Here is a 22016-nt window from a genome sequence, read left to right as displayed (position 1 = left end):
CGGGCTAGTTGAACGTAGGATGGTGTGGAGCGAAGCGATACCCATCGATTCGCCCCGCCATCAGCATGGGTATCGCTGCGCTCCACCCATCCTACAAAAGCGCTCGGGCGCTGACCTGTAGGATCGCGCCCGCAGGGCGCACCAGCAGGTGAATACCGTTGCCAGCCCCAACAAAAACGCCGGCTCCCTTCACAGGGAGCCGGCGTTTTTCATTAGGGCGAAGAATCAGCCCAGGTTCTTGCCCAGCAGCGCGTGGTACAGCTCGCTGTCGCCGAGCACGCCGACGACGCGGCTCTGCTCCTGCAGCACCAGCTTGTGGCCGGTCTGGTAGCGGATCTGCAGCGCGTCGCGCATGCGGATGTTGACGTCCACCAGGGTCGGCTCGTGCTTGAGCTTCTCCACCGGGTCGCCCGGGCGCCATTGCTGCAGGTCGATGATGTTGCTGCCCTGGCGAGCGGTCTTGATCTGGTTCGATTCGGTCAGGCCCAGCCAGCAGTCGCGGCCCTGGTCGAAGCACACCTCGTCGGCCTGGCGGCGGCACTGGTCCAGGCCACGCATCAGGCTGGAGCCGCACAGCACGTTGAGCGGGTTGGTGTGGGCGACGAAGGTGCGCACATAGTCATCCGCCGGGCTGAGGACGATTTCCTCGGGCTTGCCGTGCTGGATGATGCGGCCGTCCTTCATGATCGCAATGCGCGTGCCGATCTTCAGTGCCTCGTCCAGGTCGTGGCTGACGAAGACGATGGTCTTGTGCAGCTGGCGTTGCAGCACCAGCAGTTCATCCTGCAGCTGCTGGCGGATCAGCGGGTCCAGCGCGGAGAAGGGTTCGTCCATCAGCAGGATGTCGCCATCCATCGCCAGCGCGCGGGCCAGGCCGACGCGCTGCTGCATGCCGCCGGAGAGTGAATCCGGGCGCTTGTCGCGCCACTGCGACAGGCCGACCAGTTCCAGCTTCTCGTCGATCACCTTCTTCCGCTCGTTGGCCGGGCGGCCCTGCATCTCCAGGCCGAAACCGATGTTCTCGGCCACGGTCAGCCAGGGCATCAGTGCGAACTTCTGGAACACCATGGCGATGCGCTTGGTGCGCATGGTCTTGAGCGCCGCCGGCGAGCAGTTGGCGATATCCACCTGCTGGCCCTCGTGCTCGATCAGCAGCTTGCCGCGGCTGACCCGGTTGAGGCCGTTGATGCAACGCAGCAGGCTGGACTTGCCCGAGCCCGACAGGCCCATCATCACGCAGATTTCGCCGCGTTCGACATCCAGGCAGGCATCCTCGACACCCAGCACCTGGCCGGTGCGCTTGAGGATTTCCTCCCGGCCCAGGCCCTGGTCCAGCAGCTTGAGCGCTTCCTTGGTGTGGGTGCCGAAAATCACATCCACATGTTCGAATCGAATCGCCGACATAGTACTTACCTCCCCCGCAGCGAACGTTGCTTGCACACCCGGTCGAGCAGGATGGCGAGCAGGACGATGGCCAGACCGGCCTCGAAGCCGAGGGAAATGTCCGCGGTGTTGAGCGCGTTGACCACCGGCTTGCCGAGGCCATCAGCACCCACCAGCGCGGCGATAACCACCATCGACAGCGACAACATGATGCATTGGGTGATCCCCGCGCCGATGCTCGGCATGGCGTGCGGCAACTCGATGCGCGTCAGCAGTTGCCAGCGCGAGCAGCCGAAGGCCTTGCCGGCGTCCATCAGCTCCGCCGGCACGTCCTGGATACCCAGGCAGGTCAGGCGGATGGGCGCGGCGATGGCGAAGATCACCGTGGAGATCAGACCCGGAACCACACCCAGGCCGAACAGGGTCAGGGTGGGGATCAGGTAGACGAAGGTGGGCACCGTCTGCATCAGGTCCAGCAGCGGCCTCAGCCCGGTGTAGAACCAGGGCTTGTGCGCCGCCAGGATGCCCAGCGGCACCCCGACGGCAATACACACCACCGTGGCGAAGATCACCTGCGCCAGGGTCTCCATGGTTTCCTGCCAGTACCCCAGGTTGAGGATCAGCAGCAGCGAGGCCAGGGCGAATACGGCAAGCCCCCAGCTGCGCTGGATGTAGAACACCAGGAAGACCATCAGCGCGATCAGCGCCAGCGGGTTGAACCAGAGCAGGCTGTTGGTGACGCCGTGGATGAGGAACTCGAGGGTGTCGGAAATCTTGTCGAACACCGACGCGCCATGTTGCGTGAGCCAGTCGACGAAGGCGGCGATATGCTCGCCCAGCGGTAACTTGTGGTCAGTCAGAAACATAATGCGGGCCCATCAGAAGCTTGAGGAATCGGCCAACGGCAATGATTTCGGCACTTATTTAGCGAATGCCACCTTGGCTGCCGCCAAGGCCGGTTTGCCGTCACGGGTGGTCACGCCGGCGAGCCAGGCGTCGAGCAGTTCCGGATGGTCCTTCAACCAGGCTTTTGCCGCCTCTTCGGGCTTCTTGCCCCCGTTGAGCACGGCGTCCATGAGTTTGTTTTCCATGTCCAGGGTGAAGGTCAGGTTGGTCAGCAGCTTGCCGACGTTGGAGCATTCCTGGACGTAACCCTTGCGCACGTTGGTGTAGATGGTCGCGCCGCCGTAGTTGGGACCGAACACGTCGTCCCCGCCTTCGAGGTACTTCATCTTGAAGCGGGTGTTCATCGGATGCGGTTCCCAGCCCAGGAACACGATCCACTGGTTGCGGCGGTCGGCGCGCCCGACCTGCGAGAGCATGCCGGCCTCACTGGACTCCACCAGCTTGAACTTGCCCAGGTCGAACTGGTTCTTGTCCAGCATGCCCTGGACCAGGCGGTTGCCGTCGTTGCCCGGCTCGATGCCGTAGATCTTGTTGCCCAGCTTGTCGGCGTACTTGCTGATATCCGCGAAGGACTTCAGCCCGCCGTCGTAAGCGGCCTGGGTGACGGCCAGGGTGTACTTGGCGCCCTCGAGGTTGGCTTTCACCGTCTCTACCGAGCCATTGTCGGCGTAGGGCTTGATGTCGTTGGCCATGCTCGGCATCCAGTTGCCGAGGAACACGTCGAGATCCTTGTTCGCCAGCGACTTGTAGGTCACCGGCACGGACAACATGGTCACCTTGGTGGTGTAGCCAAGCGACTCGAGCACCTGACGGGTAGTAGCGGTGGTCACGGTAATGTCGGTCCAGCCGACGTCGGAGAAGCGAACCGTGCCGCACGACTCAGGTTCAGCGGCCTGAACCGCCAGCGGTGCGCAAACGGACACAGCAGCCAGCAGCAAAGACTTGCAACCTTTCATGAGCGTACTCCTCTGCGGGGTGGGGCGCCGGCGCTGCCCACAGTGGGGCGCGGCGGTCTGAATTATGAGTGGGACCTCGGGGCGCAGGTCCTTTTGTTGTCATTTCGTAAACGATCATGGAACAGGAAAATTTCGTCGCCTACCGGGTGGGTCGCATCCAGTGCAGGCGAAGTCGTATTCAGCACCAGCCATGTCGCATCCAGTGGAAAGGCCCGGTTCCAGCGACTTCCAGAGGCCCGGATCATTCCATGGCGGCGGTTTTCTGGCCCCCTGGCGCCGCGCCCGATGAGCTCGGAGCGACACCCTGCAGCCAGCTGTCCTGTACCTGCGGGTTGGCTTTGAGCCAACTCTTGGCGGCCTGGCGGGGATTGCGTCGCTCGTTGAGCACCGCATCCATCAACTGGTTCTCCATCGCCAGGTCGAATTTCAGGTTCTTCAGCAGCCGCGCGACATTGGGGCACTCCTGAAGATAGCCTGCTCTGACGTTGGTGAAGACCGTCGCACCGCCATAGTTGGGACCGAAGTAGGAATCCCCTCCCTCCAGATAGTTCATTTGGATTCGGGTATTCATCGGGTGCGGCTCCCAGCCCAGGAACACGATGGCCTGCTTCAAGGCCCCGGCTCGCTTGACGTAGGCCAGCATGTCGGCCTCGCTGGATTCCACCAGTTTGAAGTCGCCCAGGCCGAAGGCTTTCTCCTTGATCATCTTCTGGATCAGCTGGTTGCCGTCGTTGCCCGGCTCGATGCCGTAAATGCGCCCGCCCAGCTGCTCCTTGAATTTTGCGATATCGGCAAAAGTCTTCAGGCCCGCCTCATAGGCATAGCGCGGCACCGCGAGGGTGTACTTGGCGCCTTCGAGGTTGGCACCCACGGTTTCCACCTGGCCCTTGTCGGCGAATGGCTTGAGGTCGTTCGCCATGCTCGGCATCCAGTTGCCGAGGAACACGTCGATCTTCTTCTCCGACATCGCCTTGTAGGTGTCCGGCACCGACAGCCGAACCACCTGCGTGCGGTAGCCCTGGTGGCTGAGCACCAGGCGGGTCACCGCGGTGGTCACGGTGATGTCGGTCCAGCCGACATCGGCGAAGCGCACCACGGCGCAGGATTCGGGTTCGGCGGCGCGCACGACGCCCGGAAGTACCACGGATAACGCCAACAGCGACGACACAAGACTCTTCATGAGACCAGCCTCTGACTGCGGAGAATGGGGGTGGATACGGGCGAACGCGGCCGTTCGTCGGTGGAGGATCATGGAACAGCGAAGCCGCCTGCGCCTATCGACCGGTCGTGGTTCGCGGCGCTCGCGTCGTAAAGAGGCAAGCTTTCGTCGGCCCCGGAACAGGTGGCTGCGCGCCCCGCACCGACGGGGTGCGCAGGCGGCGTTATTGGATACGGCCGCGTCGCCGATGGACGCAGCCGGCGCCGGACTTGGGTCGATGATGGCCGGGCATCGCGGGCACAGGGACGTGCCTACTCACCCCTCAAGAGATGCTCTCCCATGGATGTGCAGCTCGCCCGGAGTCCGGCATGGCAATCAGTGTGTTCGACCTGTTCAAGATCGGTATCGGCCCTTCCAGTTCGCACACGGTCGGCCCCATGCGCGCCGCCGCGCTGTTCGTCGGCGCCCTGCGCGAACGGCAGATGCTCGAACGCACCAGCCGCGTGGAAGTCCGCCTGTATGGCTCGCTGTCCGCCACCGGCGTCGGCCACGGCACCGATCGTGCGGTGATCATGGGCCTGATGGGCGAATGGCCGGATCGCATCGACCCGAGCCAGATCGAACCGCGCATGGCGCAATTGCGCAGCAGCGGCGAACTGCTGCTGGCCGGCAGCCGGGCGATCCCCTTCGACTGGGTCCGCGACATGCGCCTGCTCGAGGAGAACCTGCCCTACCACCCCAACGCCATGCGCCTGACCGCCATCGAAGGCGACCATGTGCTGCACAGCGACACCTACTACTCCATCGGCGGCGGCTTCGTGGTCGACGAGGAACAGGCCGCCTCCGGCAGCCTCGACACCGACAACACCGTGCTGCCCTACGACTTCGCCAGCGCCGCCGAACTGCTCATGCTCTGCCGCCGCCACAACCTGCGCGTGTCCGAGCTGATGATGGCCAACGAGCGCATGTGGCGCAGCGAAACCGATATCCGCGAAGGCCTCAAGAGCATCTGGCAGGCCATGCGCGACTGCGTGGAGAACGGCCTGCGCCACGAAGGCATCCTCCCCGGCGGCCTCAACGTCCAGCGCCGCGCCGCGCGCCTGCACCGCAACCTGCAGGAAATCGGCAAGCCCAACGTCATCGGCTCGACGCTCTCCGCCATGGAATGGGTCAACCTCTTCGCCCTCGCGGTGAACGAGGAAAACGCCGCCGGCGGGCGCATGGTCACCGCGCCCACCAACGGCGCGGCCGGCATCATCCCGGCGGTGCTGCACTACTACATGCGCTTCAACCCCGACGCCAGCGACGACGACGTCACCAACTACCTGCTGGCCGCCGCCGCCGTCGGCATCCTGTGCAAGAAGAACGCCTCCATTTCCGGCGCCGAAGTCGGCTGCCAGGGCGAAGTCGGCTCCGCCTGCGCCATGGCCGCAGCGGGTCTGGCCGAGGTGCTCGGCGCCTCCCCCGAACAGGTGGAGAACGCCGCCGAGATCGGCCTGGAGCACAACCTGGGCCTCACCTGCGACCCGGTCGGCGGCCTCGTCCAGGTGCCCTGCATCGAACGCAACGCCATCGCCGCGGTGAAGGCCATCAACGCCGCGCAGATGGCCCTGCGCGGCGATGGACAGCACTTCATCAGCCTCGACCAGGTGATCCGCACCATGCGCAACACCGGCGCCGACATGCACGACAAGTACAAGGAAACCTCGCGCGGCGGATTGGCCGTCAGCATCATCGAGTGCTGACCCTCAATCGACCACGCCAGCCCCGGCGCGCCCCCTGATGGCGCAAGCGGTACGCCCGTCCCGACCAGACAGCGGGCGTTACCGTTCCGGGCACAGCACCACCAGCCCCGTGACCGGTGAGTGCTACCAAAAACCCCAGGCCACGATCCATGCGTATTTGCGACCTTCGAGGCGTCGCATTCCGGACCTGCAAAAACGGCATTCCCATGCCGTTTTCTTTTTTAGTTGAACGCCCATTCAACCTAGGCACGGCATTTGCCTTGTCATAGGCAGCGAGAACAGAGGAACCGCCCGGGCCAACCCCGAGGCCGATTCCCGAACAGAACAACAAGCATAAGAAACGCCTCCCGTGAGGCGACTGTGACTAGCGTGAGGTGACTGAATGAACGCGTTCAACCCCGGAGTTCCCCCGCAAAACCGAGCTCCGCAGTCCATCGGCTTCCTGCTGCTGGACAACTTCACCCTGATCTCCCTGGCCTCGGCGGTGGAACCGCTGCGCATGGCCAACCAGCTCTCCGGACGCGAACTCTACCGCTGGCACACCCTGAGCCTCGACGGCCGCCAGGTCTGGGCCAGCGACGGCCTGCAGATCACCCCCGACGCAGCCTGCGACAGCGCCCCGCAGATGGACACGCTGATCGTGGTCGGCGGCGTCGGCATCCAGCGCAGCGTCACCCGCGAACACACCACCTTCCTCCAGGCCCAGGCGCGCCTGGGTCGCAAGCTCGGCGCCGTGTGCACCGGCAGCTGGGCCCTGGCCCGCGCCGGCCTGCTCGACGGCTACGACTGCTCGGTGCACTGGGAATGCCTGGCCGCCATGCAGGAAGCCTTCCCTCGCGTGGCGATGAGCACCCGGCTGTTCTCCATCGACCGCAACCGCTTCACCTCCTCCGGCGGCACCGCGCCGATGGACATGATGCTGCACCTGATCGGCCGCGAGCATGGCCGCGAACTCTCGGCGGCGATCTCCGAGATGTTCATCTACGAGCGCATCCGCAACGAGCAGGACCACCAGCGCGTGCCGCTCAAGCACATGCTCGGCACTAACCAGCCCAAGCTGCAGGAAATCGTCGCGCTGATGGAAGCCAACCTCGAGGAGCCCATCGACCTCGACGAACTGGCCGTCTACGTCAACGTCTCGCGCCGCCAGCTCGAGCGCCTGTTCCAGAAGTACCTGCACTGCTCGCCGTCGCGCTACTACCTGAAACTGCGCCTGATCCGCGCGCGCCAGCTGCTCAAGCAGACCTCGATGTCGATCATCGAAGTCGCCTCGGTGTGCGGCTTCGTCTCCACCCCGCACTTCTCCAAGTGCTACCGCGAATACTTCGGCATCCCGCCGCGCGACGAGCGCCAGGGCCAGCCCATCGGCCAGCCGGTCATGGTCATGCCCATTCCGCAGGACCTCGCCCTCATGCCCAACTCCTCGGCCATCTCCGCGCTCAGCCAGGCCCAGGGCGAATCCACCTTCGCCAGCGTGCGGGTGCTCTAAGACACCCCTGAGTACCCACGGCCACCCTCTTGCGCCGAACAGCCCCCTCTCCCTCTGGGAGAGGGTTGGGGTGAGGGCCAGCCCAACTCCGGCCAACCCCGCAGGAGCGGACTCCGTCCGCGATAGCCCCACTCTCGCACCGTCGCCCACCCATCGCGGATAAATCCGCTCCTACGCCGGGCAGGCCCTACCCACGCCCATCCAGCTCCATCAACCGCGCCGCATCGGTAAACCGCACCCACAACCGCCCCTGCCAATCCAGCAAGGCAATGTGCTGCCCCTGCACCTCCCGGAACTTGTGGCGCGGCAACAGCGCGTTGTCCTGCTGCGCCGCGCGCAGCGCCGGCACTACCTCGTTGCTCAGCCACTGCCGCAGGCTGCGGTTCTCCGGGTGGTACAGGTGCAGCAACAACAGCGCATACACCCCGCTCTCGCTCACCAGCAGCTCATCCTCGGCCGCGCCGGCCAGGCGCTCCCAGCGCGACTGGTCCGGCTCCAGCTTGCGCACCAGGTCCACCCCGCGCTTGCTCGCGGTCAGCTTGGTCAGGTCGCGCAGCACGAACCACGGCTGCTGATCCAGCAGCACGCCGCGCAACTGGCGGTTGTAGCGCACGAAAGATTGGGTATTCAGGCCATGTTCGACCGGGAAGGACATCGACGTCATCATGCAGAAGCTCCTTGCTCAAGACAGGAAGCCGCCGCCCGAAACAGCCGAAACAAGGGAGGCGGACCGTGCAAGGGTGGAAAACCAGCTCATACGAACGAAAACCGGCCGGACCGAAGTCCGCCTTACACGATCCGCCATAGACCACCAGAACCATACAGCCCACGAGTGGCTGATCGCTTCTGCTATAGCGGTGTATTCGTATGAGTACAGGTTTCCACACCTGACCACGCCGAAACGCGGTGCGAGGAACGCTACGCAGAGGGCTTGTAGGACCGCAACGCCGGCGCAGTGTAGGGAAACTCCCGCGTTGACCGGAGCAGAAACCCGCCCCAACCAGGGAATTGCCCCACCTGGTGAAAGCCGTCTCAGGAACCCACCGACAGACGCGTAGGGCGCATAACCCGGAACGGGTTATCCGCCAGGACGGCGGATAACGCCTTCGGCGTTATTCGCCCTACCCAGGCTATCGAGCCACGGAGCCGTTGTAGGAGCAACTGTCTTCTTCTGATAGTTCGTCCCTTGGATTTTCCCTCTCCCTAACCCTCTCCCTGAAGGGAGAGGGGACTGGTTCGGTGCCGGCTGAAACCACAGTGCCAGCCGGCACGGATAGCTCCCTCGCCCTTCAGGGAGAGGGAGGGGGGAGAGGGCCGCCCCCGCGCAGAACTTCACAAGCGGGCCATGCCCGCGACCGCACCCATGGGGCGCTCCTGCCGATTGACACTCAGCGCCCCAGACTGAGCTGCCATGACACCCCGAAGCGGTCGCTCACCCAGCCAAAGCGCGAGCTGAAGCCATAGTCGCCCAACGGCATGTAGATGCGCCCGCCCTCGGCCAGCACCGCGAAGATGCGCTCCAGCACATCCCCCGACTCGAACTCCACGAAGATCGAACTGGACGGCGTGAAATCGAAGTCGTGCTTCACCGGGCTGTCCGAGCACATGAATGCCTGCCCGCACACCTCGAACCGCGCCACCTTGATCGTGCCCTCCGGCCCCGGCTCACCGGCGCCATAGCGCTCCACGTGCACCACGCGGGAGTCGGGGAAAGTGGCGAGATACAAATCCAGCGCCGACTGCGCGACGCCGTCCTGGAACATGAGGAAAGGAGTGGCTGTGGTCATGAGGGTTCTCCTGTGAGGGAAGGGGGCAGTCTAGGATATCGGTAGGACGATTCCGGAACGACCGCATTGCCGTGGCCGAAATTAACCTATAAGGTTAATTTCGTCAGATGGACAAACGCACGCCTCACTACAAGCTTCCGCTGATCAGGCTCGCTGTTGCCGAGCGGCGATACCGCTTCACTCGCGTGGCACTGGAAGGCGCCGTCGAACTGGGGCTGGAGTCCACTGAACAGGTCCTGGCGGTCATCACCCGCCTCACCGCGGCGGACTTCTACAAGAGCATGACCACCTACGCCGACCACAGCATCTGGCAAGACGTCTATCGCCCGTGGGTGAACGGCCGGCAGGCGTACGTAAAGCTCACCCTGCGGGGCGACTTGCTCATCGTTTCATTCAAGGAGAAGTGACCATGCTATGTCCGGTCTGCGGCCAGGCCGACCTGGTCCACGCCATCCGCGACTTGCCCTACACGTACAAGGGGCAGTTCACCACCATCGCCCAGGTCGAGGCTGAGTGGTGCGATGCCTGCGGCGAGTCCATCACCGGCCCCACCCAGAGCGAGCGTGTCATGCAGGCCATGGCGGAGCATCGCCGACAGGTGAATCAGGCTACCGGCCACCAGACGCTGATCCGCGAGGTCCGCAAGGAGCTGCTGCACCTGTCCCAGCGTGAAGCGGGAGAGCTGTTCGGTGGAGGCCCGAACGCTTTCAGCCGTTACGAACGCGGCGAAACCGAGCCTCCGGTCGCTCTGGTCAAATTGTTCGGCATCCTTAGGACGCACCCCGAGCTAGCAGAAGAAGTGCGTCAGGACTGAACGATTAGCTGCCGCTAAAGGGGCTTCGGCACCAGCGCCGGCAGCAATTGCCGGGAGATCGCCTCGCGCACGGCGGGCAGCAGGGTCGCATTCCCCGCGAGCATTTCCTCCACCAGGCGGCGCAGCGCCAGCGAGCGCTCCGGGGTCAGGCCGCGCACGGCGTATTCGCAGGCCTGCTCGGCGGTGATGCCCGGCGGCACGGCGAAACCCAGCGCTTGCAGGCGTTCGCGGAAATCGTCCTGGTCGATCAGGTCGGCGTGCATCATCGCGGGTCTCCTTGGGAGCGGCAGGGGTCTGCATCGATTCTGGTAAGCCCGGCGGGGCGCGGCAAGCATCTGTCCGACGGAATGTCCGCGGCGGGCAAGCGCAGGTCGTTTTCGACTAACCGAGGCGGCGGCGCGACGCGCAGACTGGCTTCCATACCCTGCGGCCGGCACCGGCGCCCGCTGCGGGGCCTCGCACACTGAGAGCCCGAACCGGCTCGATTTGTCCCCTGCCGCGCGTCGGGCGCCGCAGGGGATTTTTTTGTCCGGCGTTCGCCGCTTCACTGCTCGCGCTGCAACACCAGAATGCGTGACAGCAGTTCGTCGCGGTCGATGTAGCAGCCCTGCAGGTGGCGTTCGCCGCTGGCCGGGTCGAAGGCGGTGCGGGCGTGCAGGGTGCGACGGTTGTCGAAGCACCACATCTGCCCGGCGCGCAGCTTCTGTTGCAGGCGGAAGCGCGGGTCGCGGGTGAGCGTGAGGAAGGCACGCCAGGCGTGGTACAGCGCGTCCATGCGCTCGGCCGGGGCGTCGAAGGGGCCGCGCAGGAAGTTGGCGATGCGGATTTCGCTGATCTCGCCCCGCGCGTCCAGGGCAATCACCGGCGCCAGGCAGCGGTAGTCGCTGCGACGGTCCTTGTTGCGGAACTCGATGGGCATCTCGCAGAGCGTGCGGAAGTCTTCCGGCGCTTCGTCGCGCAGCGCCTGGGCGATGGCGAAGCCGTCGACGAACACGCTGTCGCCGCCGTCGGCGTTGTTCACCAGGCAATGCAGGAATTGCAGCCCCGGTTGTAACTCGCGGGTCGGCAAATCGGTGTGCAGCGGCAGGTTGAAGGCGGTGTAGGCGTTGCTGTCGGCGGCCGCGGCCTTGGACTTCACGTCGAACAGCACGCCGAAATTGGTCTCGCGAATGAAGGCGATGCGTTGGGCGATGCGATGCAAGGAGCCGGGCGCAGTGGGCACGCCATCCACGCGGCTGAGGCCGAGGTCGCGCAGGGCGAGCATCCATTCCAGCAGTGCCGAGTCGTCATCCATCAACTGGTCGTGCTGGAACACCGGCGCCTCGAAGTCGCGGCGCCAGACGCGGGTGGTCTGGTGTGCGGCGAGGCGTTCGGCGCGGGACTCGTCATCATAGGCGTGGGCGCGCAGCCAGCCCGGGTCGTACTGACTACGGTGACCATCGCTCCAGTGCACACACAGATAGCCCAGTTCGATGGCGGCCCGCTCGGGCGCAAGATCGGCGGGCACGTCGATGATCTCCAGCACCTGCTCACGGGTGATCGCGTAGACGCACTCGCCGCACGGACAGTTGTCGCGCAGCCACTGGTGATGGAAGGGACTGACGCGGCCGTCGTCCCATACCAGGTCGAGGCGGTTGGCCTGCGGGCGCAGCGAGGTCAGCGCGGCGGTCTGTGGATAAGTACGCCAGTCGGCGATGGTGGGACGTTCCAGCGTCGTTTCCATGCTCTTCTCCTTGTCAGCTCAGGCTGCGGCGCAGGGCCGCGATCAGGGCGCCGCGCAGGGCATCCACTTCCGCCACGCGCCGGGCGCGCAGGCAGCCGTGGACGAGCCCGGCACCGGGGAAGTAATCCACCGCCACGCCGGCCTCACGCAGGCGGTCGCGGTACAGCGCGCCGTCGTCGCGCAACGGGTCGAACTGGGCGACGGCGATGAAGGCCGGCGGCAGGCCGCCGAGGTCTTCGGCGAGCAACGGCAGCGCCAGCGGGTCGCGCCGGTCGGCGGGGCGCGAGAGGTAGGCGGCGAGGTAGTCGTCCACCGCCGCACTGGTCATCAGCGGTGCGTCGGCGCAGGTGGTGCGCGAGGGTGTGTCGAGGTTGCCCAGCGCGGGGTAGATCAGCGCCTGGGCCAGCGGCAGCGCTTCACCACTGCCGCGCAGGGCCAGGCACAGCGCGGCGGCGAGGTTGGCGCCGCCGCTGTCGCCGGCGACCGCGATACGGGTTTTATCCACAGGCTCGTCGAGGCCGTCCAGGTGAATCCGCCGCCAGGTGTCGAGGCAGTCGTTGAGGGCCGCGGGATAAGGGTGCTCGGGCGCCAGCCGGTAGCTGATGGCGACCACCAGCGCACCCAGTGCGGCAGCCAGGGGAATGCAGATCATGTCGTGGGTGCGGGCGTTGCCCAGTACCCAGCCGCCGCCGTGGATGTAGAAAATTGTCGGCCAGCCATTCGCCGGCGGCGCGCCTTCGGGCCGGTAGAGGCGCAGCTCCACCAGGCCGTCAGGCTGTACGTCGCGGACCAGCAGGCCCGGCGGAACCGGCGGCGCGAAGGCGGCGGCCATGCGCTCGTAGTTTTCCCGCTGGGCGGCGAGCGTGGGGCCTTCCAGTGGGTGAGCCTCCGTCTCTGTGACGAAGGCCTGCATGGCATCGGACAGCGGATAACGCCGGCTCATGCCCGCTCAGCCCGGCAGGCCGATGACGCGGCCCACGTAATCCGGGCGCGGCAGCGAGCGATGAGCCTCGGCCAGCGCCAGCACGCGCTCGAGCACCACGCCTTCGAAGGGTGCCGAGCGCGCGCCGCCTTCGAGGTTCACGTGCAGCAGCATCTGCTCGGTGGCGGCCAGGGCGAGGTCTTCTCCAGCGCGGTGCAGGCTGTGGAAAACCTGCAGGCGCTTGCGGTCATGGGCGATCAGTTGGGTGCGCACTTCAACCTTCTCACCCTCCTTCACCTCGTGCAGGTAGTTGAGGTGCACCTCGAGAGTGAACAGTGAATTGTTGGTCGCCGCGCGGTGCTCGGCGTCGAGGCCGAGGTGGTCCATCAGGGCGTCGGTGGCGTAGCTGAACAGCAGCAGGTAGAAGGCATCGCGCAGGTGGCCGTTGTAGTCGGTCCACTCGGCGAGGATGGGGGTTTCGTAGGTTTTCAGGGCGTGGGTCATGTTCGCGTCCGAAGAGCCCCTCTCCCCGGCCCTCTCCCTGAAGGGAGAGGGGGTGGTTTGGAGCGAATGATGAACCGTGAGGTTAGTCGGCGAAGGCGAAGCCGTGCCTGGACTTGGTCTCCTTGATCGCCCCGAGCACCGCCAGCAGGCAGTCGTCACGGTAGCGCTCCAGCTCGGCGATGCTGCGGCTGCCCTGCTGCTCGGCGGTGCCTTCCACCACGCGGTCGATCAGGGTGTCGGTCAGTTCCGGGGCGGGCAGGTAGGTCCAGGGCAGCTGCAGCGCCGGGCCGAACTGGGCCATGAAGTGGCGCATCCCGGCATTGCCGCCGGCCAGGGTGTAGGTGAGGAAGGTGCCCATGAAGGACCAGCGCAGGCCGGCGCCGAAACGGATCGCATCGTCGATCTCGCCGGTGCTGGCGACGCCGTCGTTGACCAGGTGCAGCGCCTCGCGCCAGAGCGCTTCGAGCAGGCGGTCTGCGATGAAGCCGGGGACTTCCTTGCGCACGTGCAGCGGGCGCATACCGAGGGATTCGTAGACCTGGATGGCGGCCTGGACGGCTTCCGGCGCGGTCTTCGCGCCGCCCACCACTTCCACCAGCGGCAGCAGGTAGACCGGGTTGAACGGGTGGCCGACCACGCAGCGCTCGGGGTGCGTGGTGTCGGCATAGAACTCGCTGGGCAGCAGGCCCGAGGTGCTGGAGCCGATCAGGGCATTGGGCTTGGCGGCGGCGCTGATCTTCGCGTGCAGCTCGCATTTCAGGTCGAGGCGTTCGGGGGCGCTTTCCTGAATGAAGTCGGCATCACGCACGCATTCTTCGATGGTGGCGACGAAGCGCAGGCGATCGGGCGAGGCGCCGGGGGCGAGGCCGGCCTTTTCCAGGGCCGGCCAGGCGTTGGCGATGCGCGCACGCAGCGCAGCTTCGGCGCCGGGAGCCGGGTCCCAGGCGATGACGTCGAGGCCATGGGCCAGGGCGCGGGCGACCCAGCCGCTGCCGATGACGCCGCTGCCGAGGGCGGCGAAGGTCTTGATTTGGGTGATGAAGGACATGGGTGGCTCCGGAAAGTGGGCGGGGCGTCGGGTTCTTCGTAGGGCGCATAACGCGCAGCGTTATCCGCCGATCCTGTTCGGCGGCGGATAACCCGTTCCGGGTTATTCGCCCTGCGGTTCGCAATCAGCGGGCCTTGAGGTTCATCTTCCTGCGCCCCTCGGCCGGGCTCAGGGCGCGGCCGCCCAGGCGCTCGATGATCTCGATAGCGCGCTCGACCAGTTGGCCATTCGTGGCGTGTACGCCACGGTCCAGCCAGATGTTGTCTTCCAGGCCGACCCGCACGTTGCCGCCCAGCAGCATGGCCTGGGCGACCATCGGCATCTGCGAGCGGCCGATGCCGAAGCCGGCCCAGGTCAGGCCGTCGGGAATGTTGTCGGCCATGGCCTTCATGGTGGTGGTGTCCGCCGGGGCGCCCCACGGGATGCCGAGGCAGATCTGGATCAGCGGGTCTTCCAGCAGGCCTTCCTTGAGCATCTGCCTGGCGAACCAGAGGTGGCCGGTGTCGAAGATTTCCAGCTCGGCCTTCACCCCCAGCTCGGTGATGCGCTTGGCGCCGGCGCGCAGCTGCGCCGGGGTGGAGACATAAATGAAGTCGCCGTCGCCGAAGTTCAGGGTGCCGCAGTCCAGGGTGCAGATTTCCGGCAGCAGCTCCTCGACGTGCTTGAGGCGCTCCAGCGGGCCGACCAGGTCGGTGCCGGCGCCGAACTCCAGCGGCTGCTCGCCCTGGCCGATCTGCAGGTCGCCGCCCATGCCGGCGGTGAGGTTGATGATGATGTCGGTGTCGCTCTCGCGGATGCGTTCGACCACTTCGCGGTAGAGGTTCACGTCGCGGCTGGGCTTGCCGGTCTGCGGGTCGCGGACGTGGCAGTGGGCGACGGTGGCGCCGGCCTTGGCGGCCTCGATGGCGGCGGCGGCGATTTCCTTGGGGGTGACGGGAATGGCCGGGTGCTTGCCGACGGTATCGCCGGCGCCGGTCACCGCGCAGGTGACGATCACTTCATGGTTCACGGTGGCTGTCCTTCTTCGGGTCGAACGAACCCGCTGCGCGCCGGAGGACGCGCAGGGAGTTGCTGGTGGGAGGTGTTTGTCCGGGCGCTATTTCAGCGAGGCCTGGACGGCGGCGAGGCCGTCCTTGCCGTCATAGGTGGTCACGCCGTCGAGCCAGGCCTTGAGCGGCTCAGGGTTCTGTTTCAGCCAGGCCTTGGCGGCGTCCACCGGCTGGCTGCGGTCGAGGATCGGCACCATCACCTGGCTCACCTGCTCGCTGCTGAACTTGAGGTTGTGCAGCAGCTTGGCGACGTTGCCGCACTGCGCCTGGTAGCCGCCCGCGGTCATGATCGAGACGGTGGCGGAGCCTTCGTCGGGGCCGAATACGTCGTCGCTGCCGGTGAGGTATTTCATGTCGATCTGCAGGTTCATCGGGTGCGGCTTCCAGCCGAAGAACACCACCCACTGCTTGCGCTTGATGGCGCGCTTGACCGCGGTGAGCATGCCGGCCTCGCTGGACTCGACGATCTGGAAGCCCTTCAGGCCGAACTTGTCGTCGGCGATCATCTTCGCGGTGATGCGGTTGGAGCCGCTGCCGGGCTCGATCAGGTAGATCTTGTTGCTCAGCTTGTCCTTGAACTTGGCGATGTCGGCGAAGGTCTTCAGACCGCCGTCGTAGACGTAGCTCGGTACGGCGTAGGTGGACTGCGCGTCGGGCAGGGTCGGCGGGGTGATCACGTCGATCTGCTGCTTGTCGAGGTAGGGTTTGGCCACCGGCTGCATGGTCGGTTGCCAGTAGCCGAGGAAGACGTCGAGCTGCTTGTCGGCCATGCCGGCCAGGATGATCTGCTGCGAGGCGCTGGTCTGCTTGACCTTGTAGCCCAGGCCGTCGAGCACGGCCTCGGCCACGGCGCTGCTGGCCACCACGTCGGTCCAGTTCACCGTGCCCATGCGCACGTTCTGGCACTGGGCGGGCTCTGCGGCCCAGCTGGTGCTGGCGGCGAGCATGAGCGCGGCACAGCCGAGCGCTTGGATCGATAGCTTCATGACTTCTCCCTCAAGGCCTTTGCGGCATTGGTTATCGTTGTTGTGTGTCATGCGGCCCCTCACGGGGGGCTGTGGTGATCAAGTTACGCAGCCGCAGGGGTGGTGGATCGCACTGCGGCGACCAGCTCTTGCACAGCAGCGACCTCCCCGATTGCCAGGGCGACGTCCTTGGTTCATAAGCATGGGCTCAGCTGCCACTACGCTGCCCCCAATTGCACGGTACCCGCCATGTCCCAAGACTTCTGGTTCCTGCTGTTGCCCGGTTTTTCGGTGATGGGTTTCGTCTCCGCCGTGGAGCCGCTGCGGGTGGCCAACCGTTTTCGCGGCGAGCTGTATCGCTGGCACCTGATGAGCCTGGACGGTGGGCCGGTGCTGGCCAGCAACGGCATGTCGATGAACGCCGACAGTGGCCTGGAAGCGCTGCGCGAGGGCGACACCCTGCTGGTGGTGGCCGGCTTCGAACCGCTGCGCGCCTGCACCCCGGCGCTGCTGCACTGGCTCAAGCGCCTGGACCGCGACGGCGTGACCCTGGGCGGCATCGACACCGGCAGCTTCGTGCTGGCCGAGGCCGGGCTGCTGCAGCGCCAGCGCTGCACGGTGCACTGGGAGGCGCTGGATGCCTTCCGGGAGACTTATCCACAGGTGCAGGCGACCCAGGAGCTGTTCGAGATCGACGGGCCGCGCATCACCTCCGCCGGCGGCACTGCATCCATCGACCTGATGCTCGACCTGATCGCCCAAGCCCACGGGCCGGAGCTGGCGGTGCAGGTCTCGGAGCAGTTCGTGGTCGGGCGCATCCGTACCCGCCAGGACCACCAGCGCCTGCAGGTCGCCAGCCGCTACGGGGTGAGCAACCGCAAGCTGGTGCAGGTGATCGGAGAAATGGAGCGTCACACCGAGCCACCGCTGTCGACGCTGGAGCTGGCCGAACGCATCCAGGTGACCCGGCGCCAGCTCGAGCGCCTGTTCCGCCTGCACCTCAACGACACGCCATCGAACTTCTACCTCGGCCTGCGCCTGGACAAGGCGCGCCAGCTGCTACGCCAGACCGACATGAGCGTGCTGGAGATCGGCGTGGCCTGCGGCTTCGAGACGCCCTCGTACCTGTCGCGCAGCTACCGGGCGAAGTTCGGGGTGTGCCCGAGCCAGGACCGCGTGGGGTTGCGCAAGGTCGCTGCCAAAGCCTGAAACCTGTAGGGCGCATAACGCCTACGGCGTTATCCGCCGCCATGGCGGGTAACCCGTTCCAGGTTATGCACCCTGCGTTTCTGGAGTTCCGCTGCTACGAAAAGCAAGTTGGCAATATCTGTGGGATTACCGTCATTTACCCCATCCGGGGCCGGGCGGAGTATGGAGATCAGGTTCAAACCCCTCACTGCCTTTGGAGACCACCATGAGCGAAGCCCGTCCCCCTCTGCCGCCCTTCACCCGCGAAACCGCCATCCAGAAAGTCCGTCTCGCCGAGGACGGCTGGAACAGCCGCGATCCGCATCGCGTGTCGCTGGCTTACACGCCGGACAGTCGCTGGCGCAACCGCGCGACCTTCGTCCAGGGCCGCGAGCAGATCGTCCAGTTCCTCACTGCCAAGTGGGTGCGCGAACAGCAGTACCGGCTGATCAAGGAACTCTGGGCCTTCACCGACAACCGCATCGCCGTGCGCTTCGCCTACGAGTGGCACGACGACTCGGGCAACTGGTTCCGTTCCTACGGCAACGAGAACTGGGCCTTCGACGAGAACGGCCTGATGTTCGAGCGTCACGCCAGCATAAACGACCTGCCGATCAGCGAGGACGAGCGCCTTTTCCGCTGGCCGCAGGGCCGCCGGCCGGACGATCATCCGTCGCTCAGCGATCTGGGGCTCTAGATCCGTTATCCACAAGATTGACTGGGGCACCGCGTCGGATGGCGTGGAGCGAAGCGATGCCCATCGATCACCGGCAAACTCGCCGATGGGTATCGCAAGCTCCACCCCTCCTACGAATGAGCTTCCCGGTGACGGCAGAGCCAATGGGGGTGCCGTCGTAGGGCGCAGAAAACGGCGGATAACCTGTTCCAGGTTATTCGCCCTACCACTCCGCTATCAGGCCGGGACTGCCTGGGCGGGAGCGGCCGACGTCGCGCTGCTCTCTTCCAGGATCATCGCCGCTGCGCGCTCGCCGAGCATGATGCAGGGTGCGTTGGTGTTGCCGCTGATGAGTGTCGGCATGATCGACGCGTCCACCACGCGCAGGCCCTTCAGCCCGTGAACGCGCAGGCGCAGGTCGACCACCGCCTGAGGGTCTTCGCCCATCTTGCAGGTGCCCACCGGGTGGAACACGGTGGCGGCGTATTCGCGCAGGTGTTCCATCAGTTGCTCATCGGTCTGCACCTGCGGACCGGGGAGCATCTCGGCGCCACGGATGCTGTCGAACTCTGGCTGGGCGAGGATCTTGCGCGCCAGCTTCACGCCTTCCACCAGCACGCGGCCGTCTTCCTCGTTGGCGAGGAAGTTGTAGTCGATCTCGATGTCGCCACCGGGCTTCACCCGCAACTCGCCGATGCTTTTCGGCCGCAGCACGCAGGTGTGCACGGCGTAGCCATGGCCCCATTCGAACAGTCGGCCACGGTGGCTGCGGTAGCCGGGCACGAAGTGGAACTGCACGTCAGCCAGCGATTGCGCGAGAGGTGTCCGTGCGAATCCGCCGGCCTCGACGTAGTTGGTGGTCAGCCAGCCCTTTTTCGCCAGCAGGTACTTGAACGGCGAGAGCAGGATCTGCGGCAGCGAGCCGAGGGAGAAGCCCAGGCTCAGCGGGCTCGGCGAGCGCACGGTGACCAGGCCGTCGAGGTGGTCCTGGAGGTTCTTGCCCACGCCGGGCAGGTCGTGTTGCACCGGGATGCCGGCGGCTTTCAGCTCAGCCGCCGGGCCGATGCCGGAGGCCAGCAGGATCTGCGGCGAGCCGAGGGCGCCGGCGGTGAGGATTACCTCGCGACGCGCCTGCAGACGTTCGCCGCTGCGCAGTTCGATGCCGGTGACGCGCTCGCCTTCGAGCAGCAGGCGGCCCACCTGGCGCTCGGTCAGCACGGTGAGGTTCGGGCGTTGCAGCGGCGCGACGAAGGCGCGGTAGCTGCTCAGGCGCTTGGCGTCCTTCTGGGTCACGTTGTAGATGCCGACGCCTTCGAACTCGCGGCCATTGAAGTCATCGTTGCGGCGCAGGCCCAGGTGCGCGGCAGCCTTGATGAACAGGTGCGACAGCGGGTTGGGGTCGCGCGGCTTGTCCACCACCAGTTCGCCCAGGGTACCGTGCAGCGCCGGGTCCTGGCCGAGCAGGTTGCGCTCGGATTTCCTGAAGAACGGCAGCACGTCCTTCCAGCCCCAGCCCGGGCAGCCTTCGGCTTCCCAGCGGTCGTAGTCGGAAGCGTGGCCGCGGATGTAGATCATGCTGTTCATCGAGCTGGAGCCGCCCAGCGCCTTGCCGCGCGGGCAGTGCAGCGAGCGGTTGTTCAGGCGCTTCTGCGGTGCGGAGTAGAAGTTCCAGCTGAACACCTTGCTCTTGTACAGGGTGATGGTGCCGGCCGGGGTCTGCACTCGCGGGCTGGCGTCGCTGCCGCCGGCTTCCAGCAGGCAGACGCGCACCGACGGGTCGGCGCTCAGGCGGTTGGCCAGCACGCAGCCGGCGGAGCCAGCACCGACGATGAGGTAGTCGTAGGTGGCATCTTGGGTGGAGTCATGGTTCGAAGACAAGGGGGCTCTCCCAGTGAGTCTTGCGTGAATCGCAGAACCCCTCACCCCAACCCTCTCCCGAGGGAAGAGGGGGCCGAACGGTGCTGCAGCGGATCACCGCATCGGCCGGCGCCCTGCAGGAGGCGCCAGCCGGCGGCAGGTCAGTGCGCTTCTTCCAGGTCGTCGTGCAGCAGCCCGAGGATCTCGCGCTTCATCTCGATGAACTGGCGGTCCATGACCATGTCCAGCGAGCGCGGGCGCTCGATGGGCACGTCGAGGATCTGCTTGATGCGGCCGGGGCGCGCGCCCATGACGTAAACGCGGTCGCCCAGCAGGATGGCCTCGTCGATGTCGTGGGTGACGAACACCACGGTCTTCTTGCTGTGGTCCCATACGCGCAGCAGCAGTTGCTGCATCTGCATGCGGGTCTGGCTGTCGAGCGCGCCGAAGGGCTCGTCCATCAGCAGGATCTGCGGGTCGTTGGCCAGCGCGCGGGCAATCGCCACGCGCTGCATCATTCCGCCGGAGAGCTGCTTGGGGTAGTTGTTCTCGAAGCGCCGCAGGCCGACTTCGTCGAGGTAGTAGTCGACGATCTCGCGGCGCTCGGCCGCCGGCATGCCACGGCGCTTGAGGCCGAATTCGACGTTTTGGCGCACGGTGAGCCAGGGGAACAGGGTGTAACTCTGGAACACCATGCCACGGTCGGCGCCGGGGCCGTCTACCAGTTGGCCGCCGACGTAGATATCGCCCTCGGTGGGCTCGGACAGGCCGGCGGTGAGGTAGAGCAGACTCGACTTGCCGCAGCCCGACGGCCCGACGATGACCGCGAACTGCTGGTCCGGCACCTCGAAGGAGACGTTCTCCAGCGCGCTGAAGGTGCCACCGTCCGGGGTGCGGTAGCGCAGGCTGACGTTTTCGACCCGAAGGCGGGCCGGGTTGGCAGGTTGCTGACCGGTCACGGCGGGTTCTTCCTGCTTGATCGCTACTGCGCCCATGACGCCACCTTCAGTCGGATGAATCGGAAGAGTTGGTCGGTGATCAGGCCCAGCAGGCCGATGATGGCGATGGCCAGGAAGATCACGTCGACCTGGAAGCCACGCATGGCCTTCAGGCTGATGTAGCCCAGGCCACTGGAGGCGGCGACCAGTTCGGCGACCACCAGGTAGGTCCAGGCCCAGCCCATGGTCACGCGCAGGGTGTCGAGCACGCCGGGCAGCGAGGCCGGGCCGAGCACGTGGAGGACCACGTCGCGGCGGTTGCAGCCCAGGGTGTAGGAGGCGTTCACCAGGTCCTTGGCGACGCCGCGGGAGACGTCGGCGATCATCACCAACTGCTGGAAGAACACGCCGAAGATGATCACGGTGACGCGCTGTTCCAGGCCGATGCCGATCCACAGGATGAACAGCGGTACGAAGGAGGTCACCGGCAGGTAGCGGATGAAGTTCACCAGCGGTTCGAGGAAGGCCTGGACGATGCGGAAGCTGCCCATCAGCAGCCCCAGCGGCACCGCCACCAGCGAGGAGATGATGAAGCCGATCATCACCACCTTGACGCTGGCCATCACGTGGGTGGCGAGGGTGCCGTCGCTGGCCAGGCGCACGCCGGCCGCGAGCACCGCGTCCGGGGTCGGCAAGAACATCGCCGGCACCACGCCGCCGTAGGAAAGCCCGGCCCACAGGCCGAACACAAGCAGCCAGCACAAAGTGCCGGCGGACCAGACCAGCTTCAACGGCAGGTCGACCTTGGGCGTCAGGCAACGGCTGAGCCAGGATTGCGAACGACGAGGCATCGCGGGTTCCTCCAGGCGAGCGGCACGGGGCCGCCCACGGGGACAGAGAGTGAGAC

22 protein-coding genes are annotated in these 22016 nt (G+C 66.0%); 6 read left to right on the top strand and 16 right to left on the bottom strand.

What is annotated here, in order from left to right:
- Positions 1 to 225 precede the first annotated feature (225 nt).
- The 4 genes from choV to IB256_RS17585 form a co-directional block, all read right to left on the bottom strand.
- Positions 226 to 1404, bottom strand: a complete 1179-nt coding sequence (gene choV / locus IB256_RS17600) for a choline ABC transporter ATP-binding protein (protein ID WP_045213877.1) — start codon at positions 1402 to 1404, stop codon at positions 226 to 228.
- A gap of 5 nt (positions 1405 to 1409) precedes the next feature.
- Positions 1410 to 2249, bottom strand: coding sequence for a choline ABC transporter permease subunit (gene choW, locus IB256_RS17595; protein WP_192403452.1), 840 nt, complete (start codon positions 2247 to 2249; stop codon positions 1410 to 1412).
- 54 nt (positions 2250 to 2303) lie between these two features.
- Entirely contained in the window at positions 2304 to 3245 is a 942-nt protein-coding gene (locus IB256_RS17590) for a choline ABC transporter substrate-binding protein (protein WP_138213546.1), read from the bottom strand.
- Positions 3246 to 3486: 241 nt separating this feature from the next.
- Entirely contained in the window at positions 3487 to 4425 is a 939-nt protein-coding gene (locus IB256_RS17585; RefSeq protein WP_192403450.1) for a choline ABC transporter substrate-binding protein, read from the bottom strand.
- 347 nt (positions 4426 to 4772) lie between these two features.
- Here IB256_RS17585 and IB256_RS17580 point away from each other — a divergent pair, with 347 nt between their 5' ends.
- Both IB256_RS17580 and IB256_RS17575 read left to right on the top strand, forming a co-directional pair.
- On the top strand, positions 4773 to 6149 hold the full coding sequence (locus IB256_RS17580; protein WP_192403448.1) for an L-serine ammonia-lyase: 1377 nt from the start codon (positions 4773 to 4775) through the stop codon (positions 6147 to 6149).
- A gap of 382 nt (positions 6150 to 6531) precedes the next feature.
- Entirely contained in the window at positions 6532 to 7638 is a 1107-nt protein-coding gene (locus IB256_RS17575; RefSeq protein WP_024766695.1) for a GlxA family transcriptional regulator, read from the top strand.
- Positions 7639 to 7825: 187 nt separating this feature from the next.
- Here the strand turns inward: IB256_RS17575 and IB256_RS17570 are convergent, their stop codons facing one another.
- Positions 7826 to 8305, bottom strand: coding sequence for a Bro-N domain-containing protein (locus IB256_RS17570; RefSeq protein WP_225601790.1), 480 nt, complete (start codon positions 8303 to 8305; stop codon positions 7826 to 7828).
- A gap of 721 nt (positions 8306 to 9026) precedes the next feature.
- Positions 9027 to 9425 (bottom strand): VOC family protein, encoded by a 399-nt coding sequence (locus IB256_RS17565; protein WP_192294492.1) that lies wholly within the window; start codon positions 9423 to 9425, stop codon positions 9027 to 9029.
- A gap of 107 nt (positions 9426 to 9532) precedes the next feature.
- Here IB256_RS17565 and IB256_RS17560 point away from each other — a divergent pair, with 107 nt between their 5' ends.
- Complete coding sequence (locus IB256_RS17560) at positions 9533 to 9832, top strand: type II toxin-antitoxin system MqsR family toxin (protein WP_192294490.1); 300 nt, start codon at positions 9533 to 9535, stop codon at positions 9830 to 9832.
- A gap of 2 nt (positions 9833 to 9834) precedes the next feature.
- Positions 9835 to 10239, top strand: coding sequence for a type II TA system antitoxin MqsA family protein (locus IB256_RS17555; protein WP_192403445.1), 405 nt, complete (start codon positions 9835 to 9837; stop codon positions 10237 to 10239).
- A 14-nt stretch (positions 10240 to 10253) separates the two neighbouring features.
- On the opposite strand, the gene IB256_RS17550 is transcribed toward IB256_RS17555, so the two are convergent.
- The 7 genes from IB256_RS17550 to IB256_RS17520 form a co-directional block, all read right to left on the bottom strand.
- Complete coding sequence (locus IB256_RS17550) at positions 10254 to 10505, bottom strand: hypothetical protein (protein ID WP_017521458.1); 252 nt, start codon at positions 10503 to 10505, stop codon at positions 10254 to 10256.
- Between the two features lie 278 nt (positions 10506 to 10783).
- Positions 10784 to 11962 carry a gamma-butyrobetaine dioxygenase gene (locus IB256_RS17545; RefSeq protein ID WP_192294467.1) on the bottom strand — a complete coding sequence of 393 codons (1179 nt, stop codon included), beginning with the start codon at positions 11960 to 11962 and terminating at the stop codon, positions 10784 to 10786.
- Positions 11963 to 11975: 13 nt separating this feature from the next.
- On the bottom strand, positions 11976 to 12905 hold the full coding sequence (locus IB256_RS17540; RefSeq protein ID WP_192403443.1) for an alpha/beta hydrolase: 930 nt from the start codon (positions 12903 to 12905) through the stop codon (positions 11976 to 11978).
- 6 nt (positions 12906 to 12911) lie between these two features.
- Complete coding sequence (locus IB256_RS17535; RefSeq protein ID WP_192403441.1) at positions 12912 to 13388, bottom strand: thioesterase family protein; 477 nt, start codon at positions 13386 to 13388, stop codon at positions 12912 to 12914.
- An 82-nt stretch (positions 13389 to 13470) separates the two neighbouring features.
- On the bottom strand, positions 13471 to 14436 hold the full coding sequence (locus IB256_RS17530; RefSeq protein ID WP_192403439.1) for an L-carnitine dehydrogenase: 966 nt from the start codon (positions 14434 to 14436) through the stop codon (positions 13471 to 13473).
- Positions 14437 to 14560: 124 nt separating this feature from the next.
- Positions 14561 to 15445, bottom strand: a complete 885-nt coding sequence (locus IB256_RS17525; RefSeq protein WP_192403437.1) for a 3-keto-5-aminohexanoate cleavage protein — start codon at positions 15443 to 15445, stop codon at positions 14561 to 14563.
- A gap of 87 nt (positions 15446 to 15532) precedes the next feature.
- Positions 15533 to 16471 carry a choline ABC transporter substrate-binding protein gene (locus IB256_RS17520; protein ID WP_081519024.1) on the bottom strand — a complete coding sequence of 313 codons (939 nt, stop codon included), beginning with the start codon at positions 16469 to 16471 and terminating at the stop codon, positions 15533 to 15535.
- A 228-nt stretch (positions 16472 to 16699) separates the two neighbouring features.
- Between IB256_RS17520 and IB256_RS17515 the strand changes: the two genes are divergently transcribed.
- Together IB256_RS17515 and IB256_RS17510 are read left to right on the top strand one after the other, a co-directional pair.
- Positions 16700 to 17659, top strand: coding sequence for a GlxA family transcriptional regulator (locus IB256_RS17515; RefSeq protein ID WP_138213499.1), 960 nt, complete (start codon positions 16700 to 16702; stop codon positions 17657 to 17659).
- A gap of 205 nt (positions 17660 to 17864) precedes the next feature.
- Positions 17865 to 18335, top strand: a complete 471-nt coding sequence (locus IB256_RS17510; RefSeq protein ID WP_081519022.1) for a DUF1348 family protein — start codon at positions 17865 to 17867, stop codon at positions 18333 to 18335.
- Between the two features lie 216 nt (positions 18336 to 18551).
- On the opposite strand, the gene IB256_RS17505 is transcribed toward IB256_RS17510, so the two are convergent.
- The 3 genes from IB256_RS17505 to IB256_RS17495 form a co-directional block, all read right to left on the bottom strand.
- Positions 18552 to 20192, bottom strand: a complete 1641-nt coding sequence (locus tag IB256_RS17505) for a GMC family oxidoreductase (protein ID WP_192294455.1) — start codon at positions 20190 to 20192, stop codon at positions 18552 to 18554.
- A 140-nt stretch (positions 20193 to 20332) separates the two neighbouring features.
- The gene (locus IB256_RS17500) at positions 20333 to 21166 is read right to left on the bottom strand and encodes an ABC transporter ATP-binding protein (RefSeq protein WP_192294453.1); all 834 of its coding nucleotides are present in this window, start codon (positions 21164 to 21166) and stop codon (positions 20333 to 20335) included.
- Positions 21154 to 21960, bottom strand: coding sequence for an ABC transporter permease (locus IB256_RS17495; protein WP_024764976.1), 807 nt, complete (start codon positions 21958 to 21960; stop codon positions 21154 to 21156). Before IB256_RS17495 ends, IB256_RS17500 begins: the two co-directional genes overlap by 13 nt.
- Positions 21961 to 22016 lie beyond the last annotated feature (56 nt).

Origin of the sequence: Pseudomonas sp. PDM17, assembly GCF_014851985.1 — a bacterium.
GTDB lineage: Bacteria > Pseudomonadota > Gammaproteobacteria > Pseudomonadales > Pseudomonadaceae > Pseudomonas.
Note: the sequence above shows the minus strand (reverse complement) of the source record. Positions and strands in the feature narration are given on the sequence as shown.

Bases quoted from the DNA above. Each gene is read 5' to 3' on its own strand.
- IB256_RS17585 (WP_192403450.1), bottom strand. From the start codon at position 4,425: ATGAAGAGTCTTGTGTCGTCGCTGTTGGCGTTATCCGTGGTACTTCCG.
- IB256_RS17500 (WP_192294453.1), bottom strand. From the start codon at position 21,166: ATGGGCGCAGTAGCGATCAAGCAGGAAGAACCCGCCGTGACCGGTCAG.
- choV (WP_045213877.1), bottom strand. From the start codon at position 1,404: ATGTCGGCGATTCGATTCGAACATGTGGATGTGATTTTCGGCACCCAC.
- IB256_RS17520 (WP_081519024.1), bottom strand. From the start codon at position 16,471: ATGAAGCTATCGATCCAAGCGCTCGGCTGTGCCGCGCTCATGCTCGCC.
- IB256_RS17575 (WP_024766695.1), top strand. From the start codon at position 6,532: ATGAACGCGTTCAACCCCGGAGTTCCCCCGCAAAACCGAGCTCCGCAG.
- IB256_RS17590 (WP_138213546.1), bottom strand. From the start codon at position 3,245: ATGAAAGGTTGCAAGTCTTTGCTGCTGGCTGCTGTGTCCGTTTGCGCA.
- IB256_RS17580 (WP_192403448.1), top strand. From the start codon at position 4,773: ATGGCAATCAGTGTGTTCGACCTGTTCAAGATCGGTATCGGCCCTTCC.
- IB256_RS17535 (WP_192403441.1), bottom strand. From the start codon at position 13,388: ATGACCCACGCCCTGAAAACCTACGAAACCCCCATCCTCGCCGAGTGG.
- IB256_RS17560 (WP_192294490.1), top strand. From the start codon at position 9,533: ATGGACAAACGCACGCCTCACTACAAGCTTCCGCTGATCAGGCTCGCT.
- IB256_RS17510 (WP_081519022.1), top strand. From the start codon at position 17,865: ATGAGCGAAGCCCGTCCCCCTCTGCCGCCCTTCACCCGCGAAACCGCC.
- IB256_RS17540 (WP_192403443.1), bottom strand. From the start codon at position 12,905: ATGAGCCGGCGTTATCCGCTGTCCGATGCCATGCAGGCCTTCGTCACA.
- IB256_RS17565 (WP_192294492.1), bottom strand. From the start codon at position 9,425: ATGACCACAGCCACTCCTTTCCTCATGTTCCAGGACGGCGTCGCGCAG.
- IB256_RS17495 (WP_024764976.1), bottom strand. From the start codon at position 21,960: ATGCCTCGTCGTTCGCAATCCTGGCTCAGCCGTTGCCTGACGCCCAAG.
- IB256_RS17570 (WP_225601790.1), bottom strand. From the start codon at position 8,305: ATGATGACGTCGATGTCCTTCCCGGTCGAACATGGCCTGAATACCCAA.
- IB256_RS17530 (WP_192403439.1), bottom strand. From the start codon at position 14,436: ATGTCCTTCATCACCCAAATCAAGACCTTCGCCGCCCTCGGCAGCGGC.
- IB256_RS17555 (WP_192403445.1), top strand. From the start codon at position 9,835: ATGCTATGTCCGGTCTGCGGCCAGGCCGACCTGGTCCACGCCATCCGC.
- IB256_RS17550 (WP_017521458.1), bottom strand. From the start codon at position 10,505: ATGATGCACGCCGACCTGATCGACCAGGACGATTTCCGCGAACGCCTG.
- IB256_RS17515 (WP_138213499.1), top strand. From the start codon at position 16,700: ATGTCCCAAGACTTCTGGTTCCTGCTGTTGCCCGGTTTTTCGGTGATG.
- IB256_RS17545 (WP_192294467.1), bottom strand. From the start codon at position 11,962: ATGGAAACGACGCTGGAACGTCCCACCATCGCCGACTGGCGTACTTAT.
- choW (WP_192403452.1), bottom strand. From the start codon at position 2,249: ATGTTTCTGACTGACCACAAGTTACCGCTGGGCGAGCATATCGCCGCC.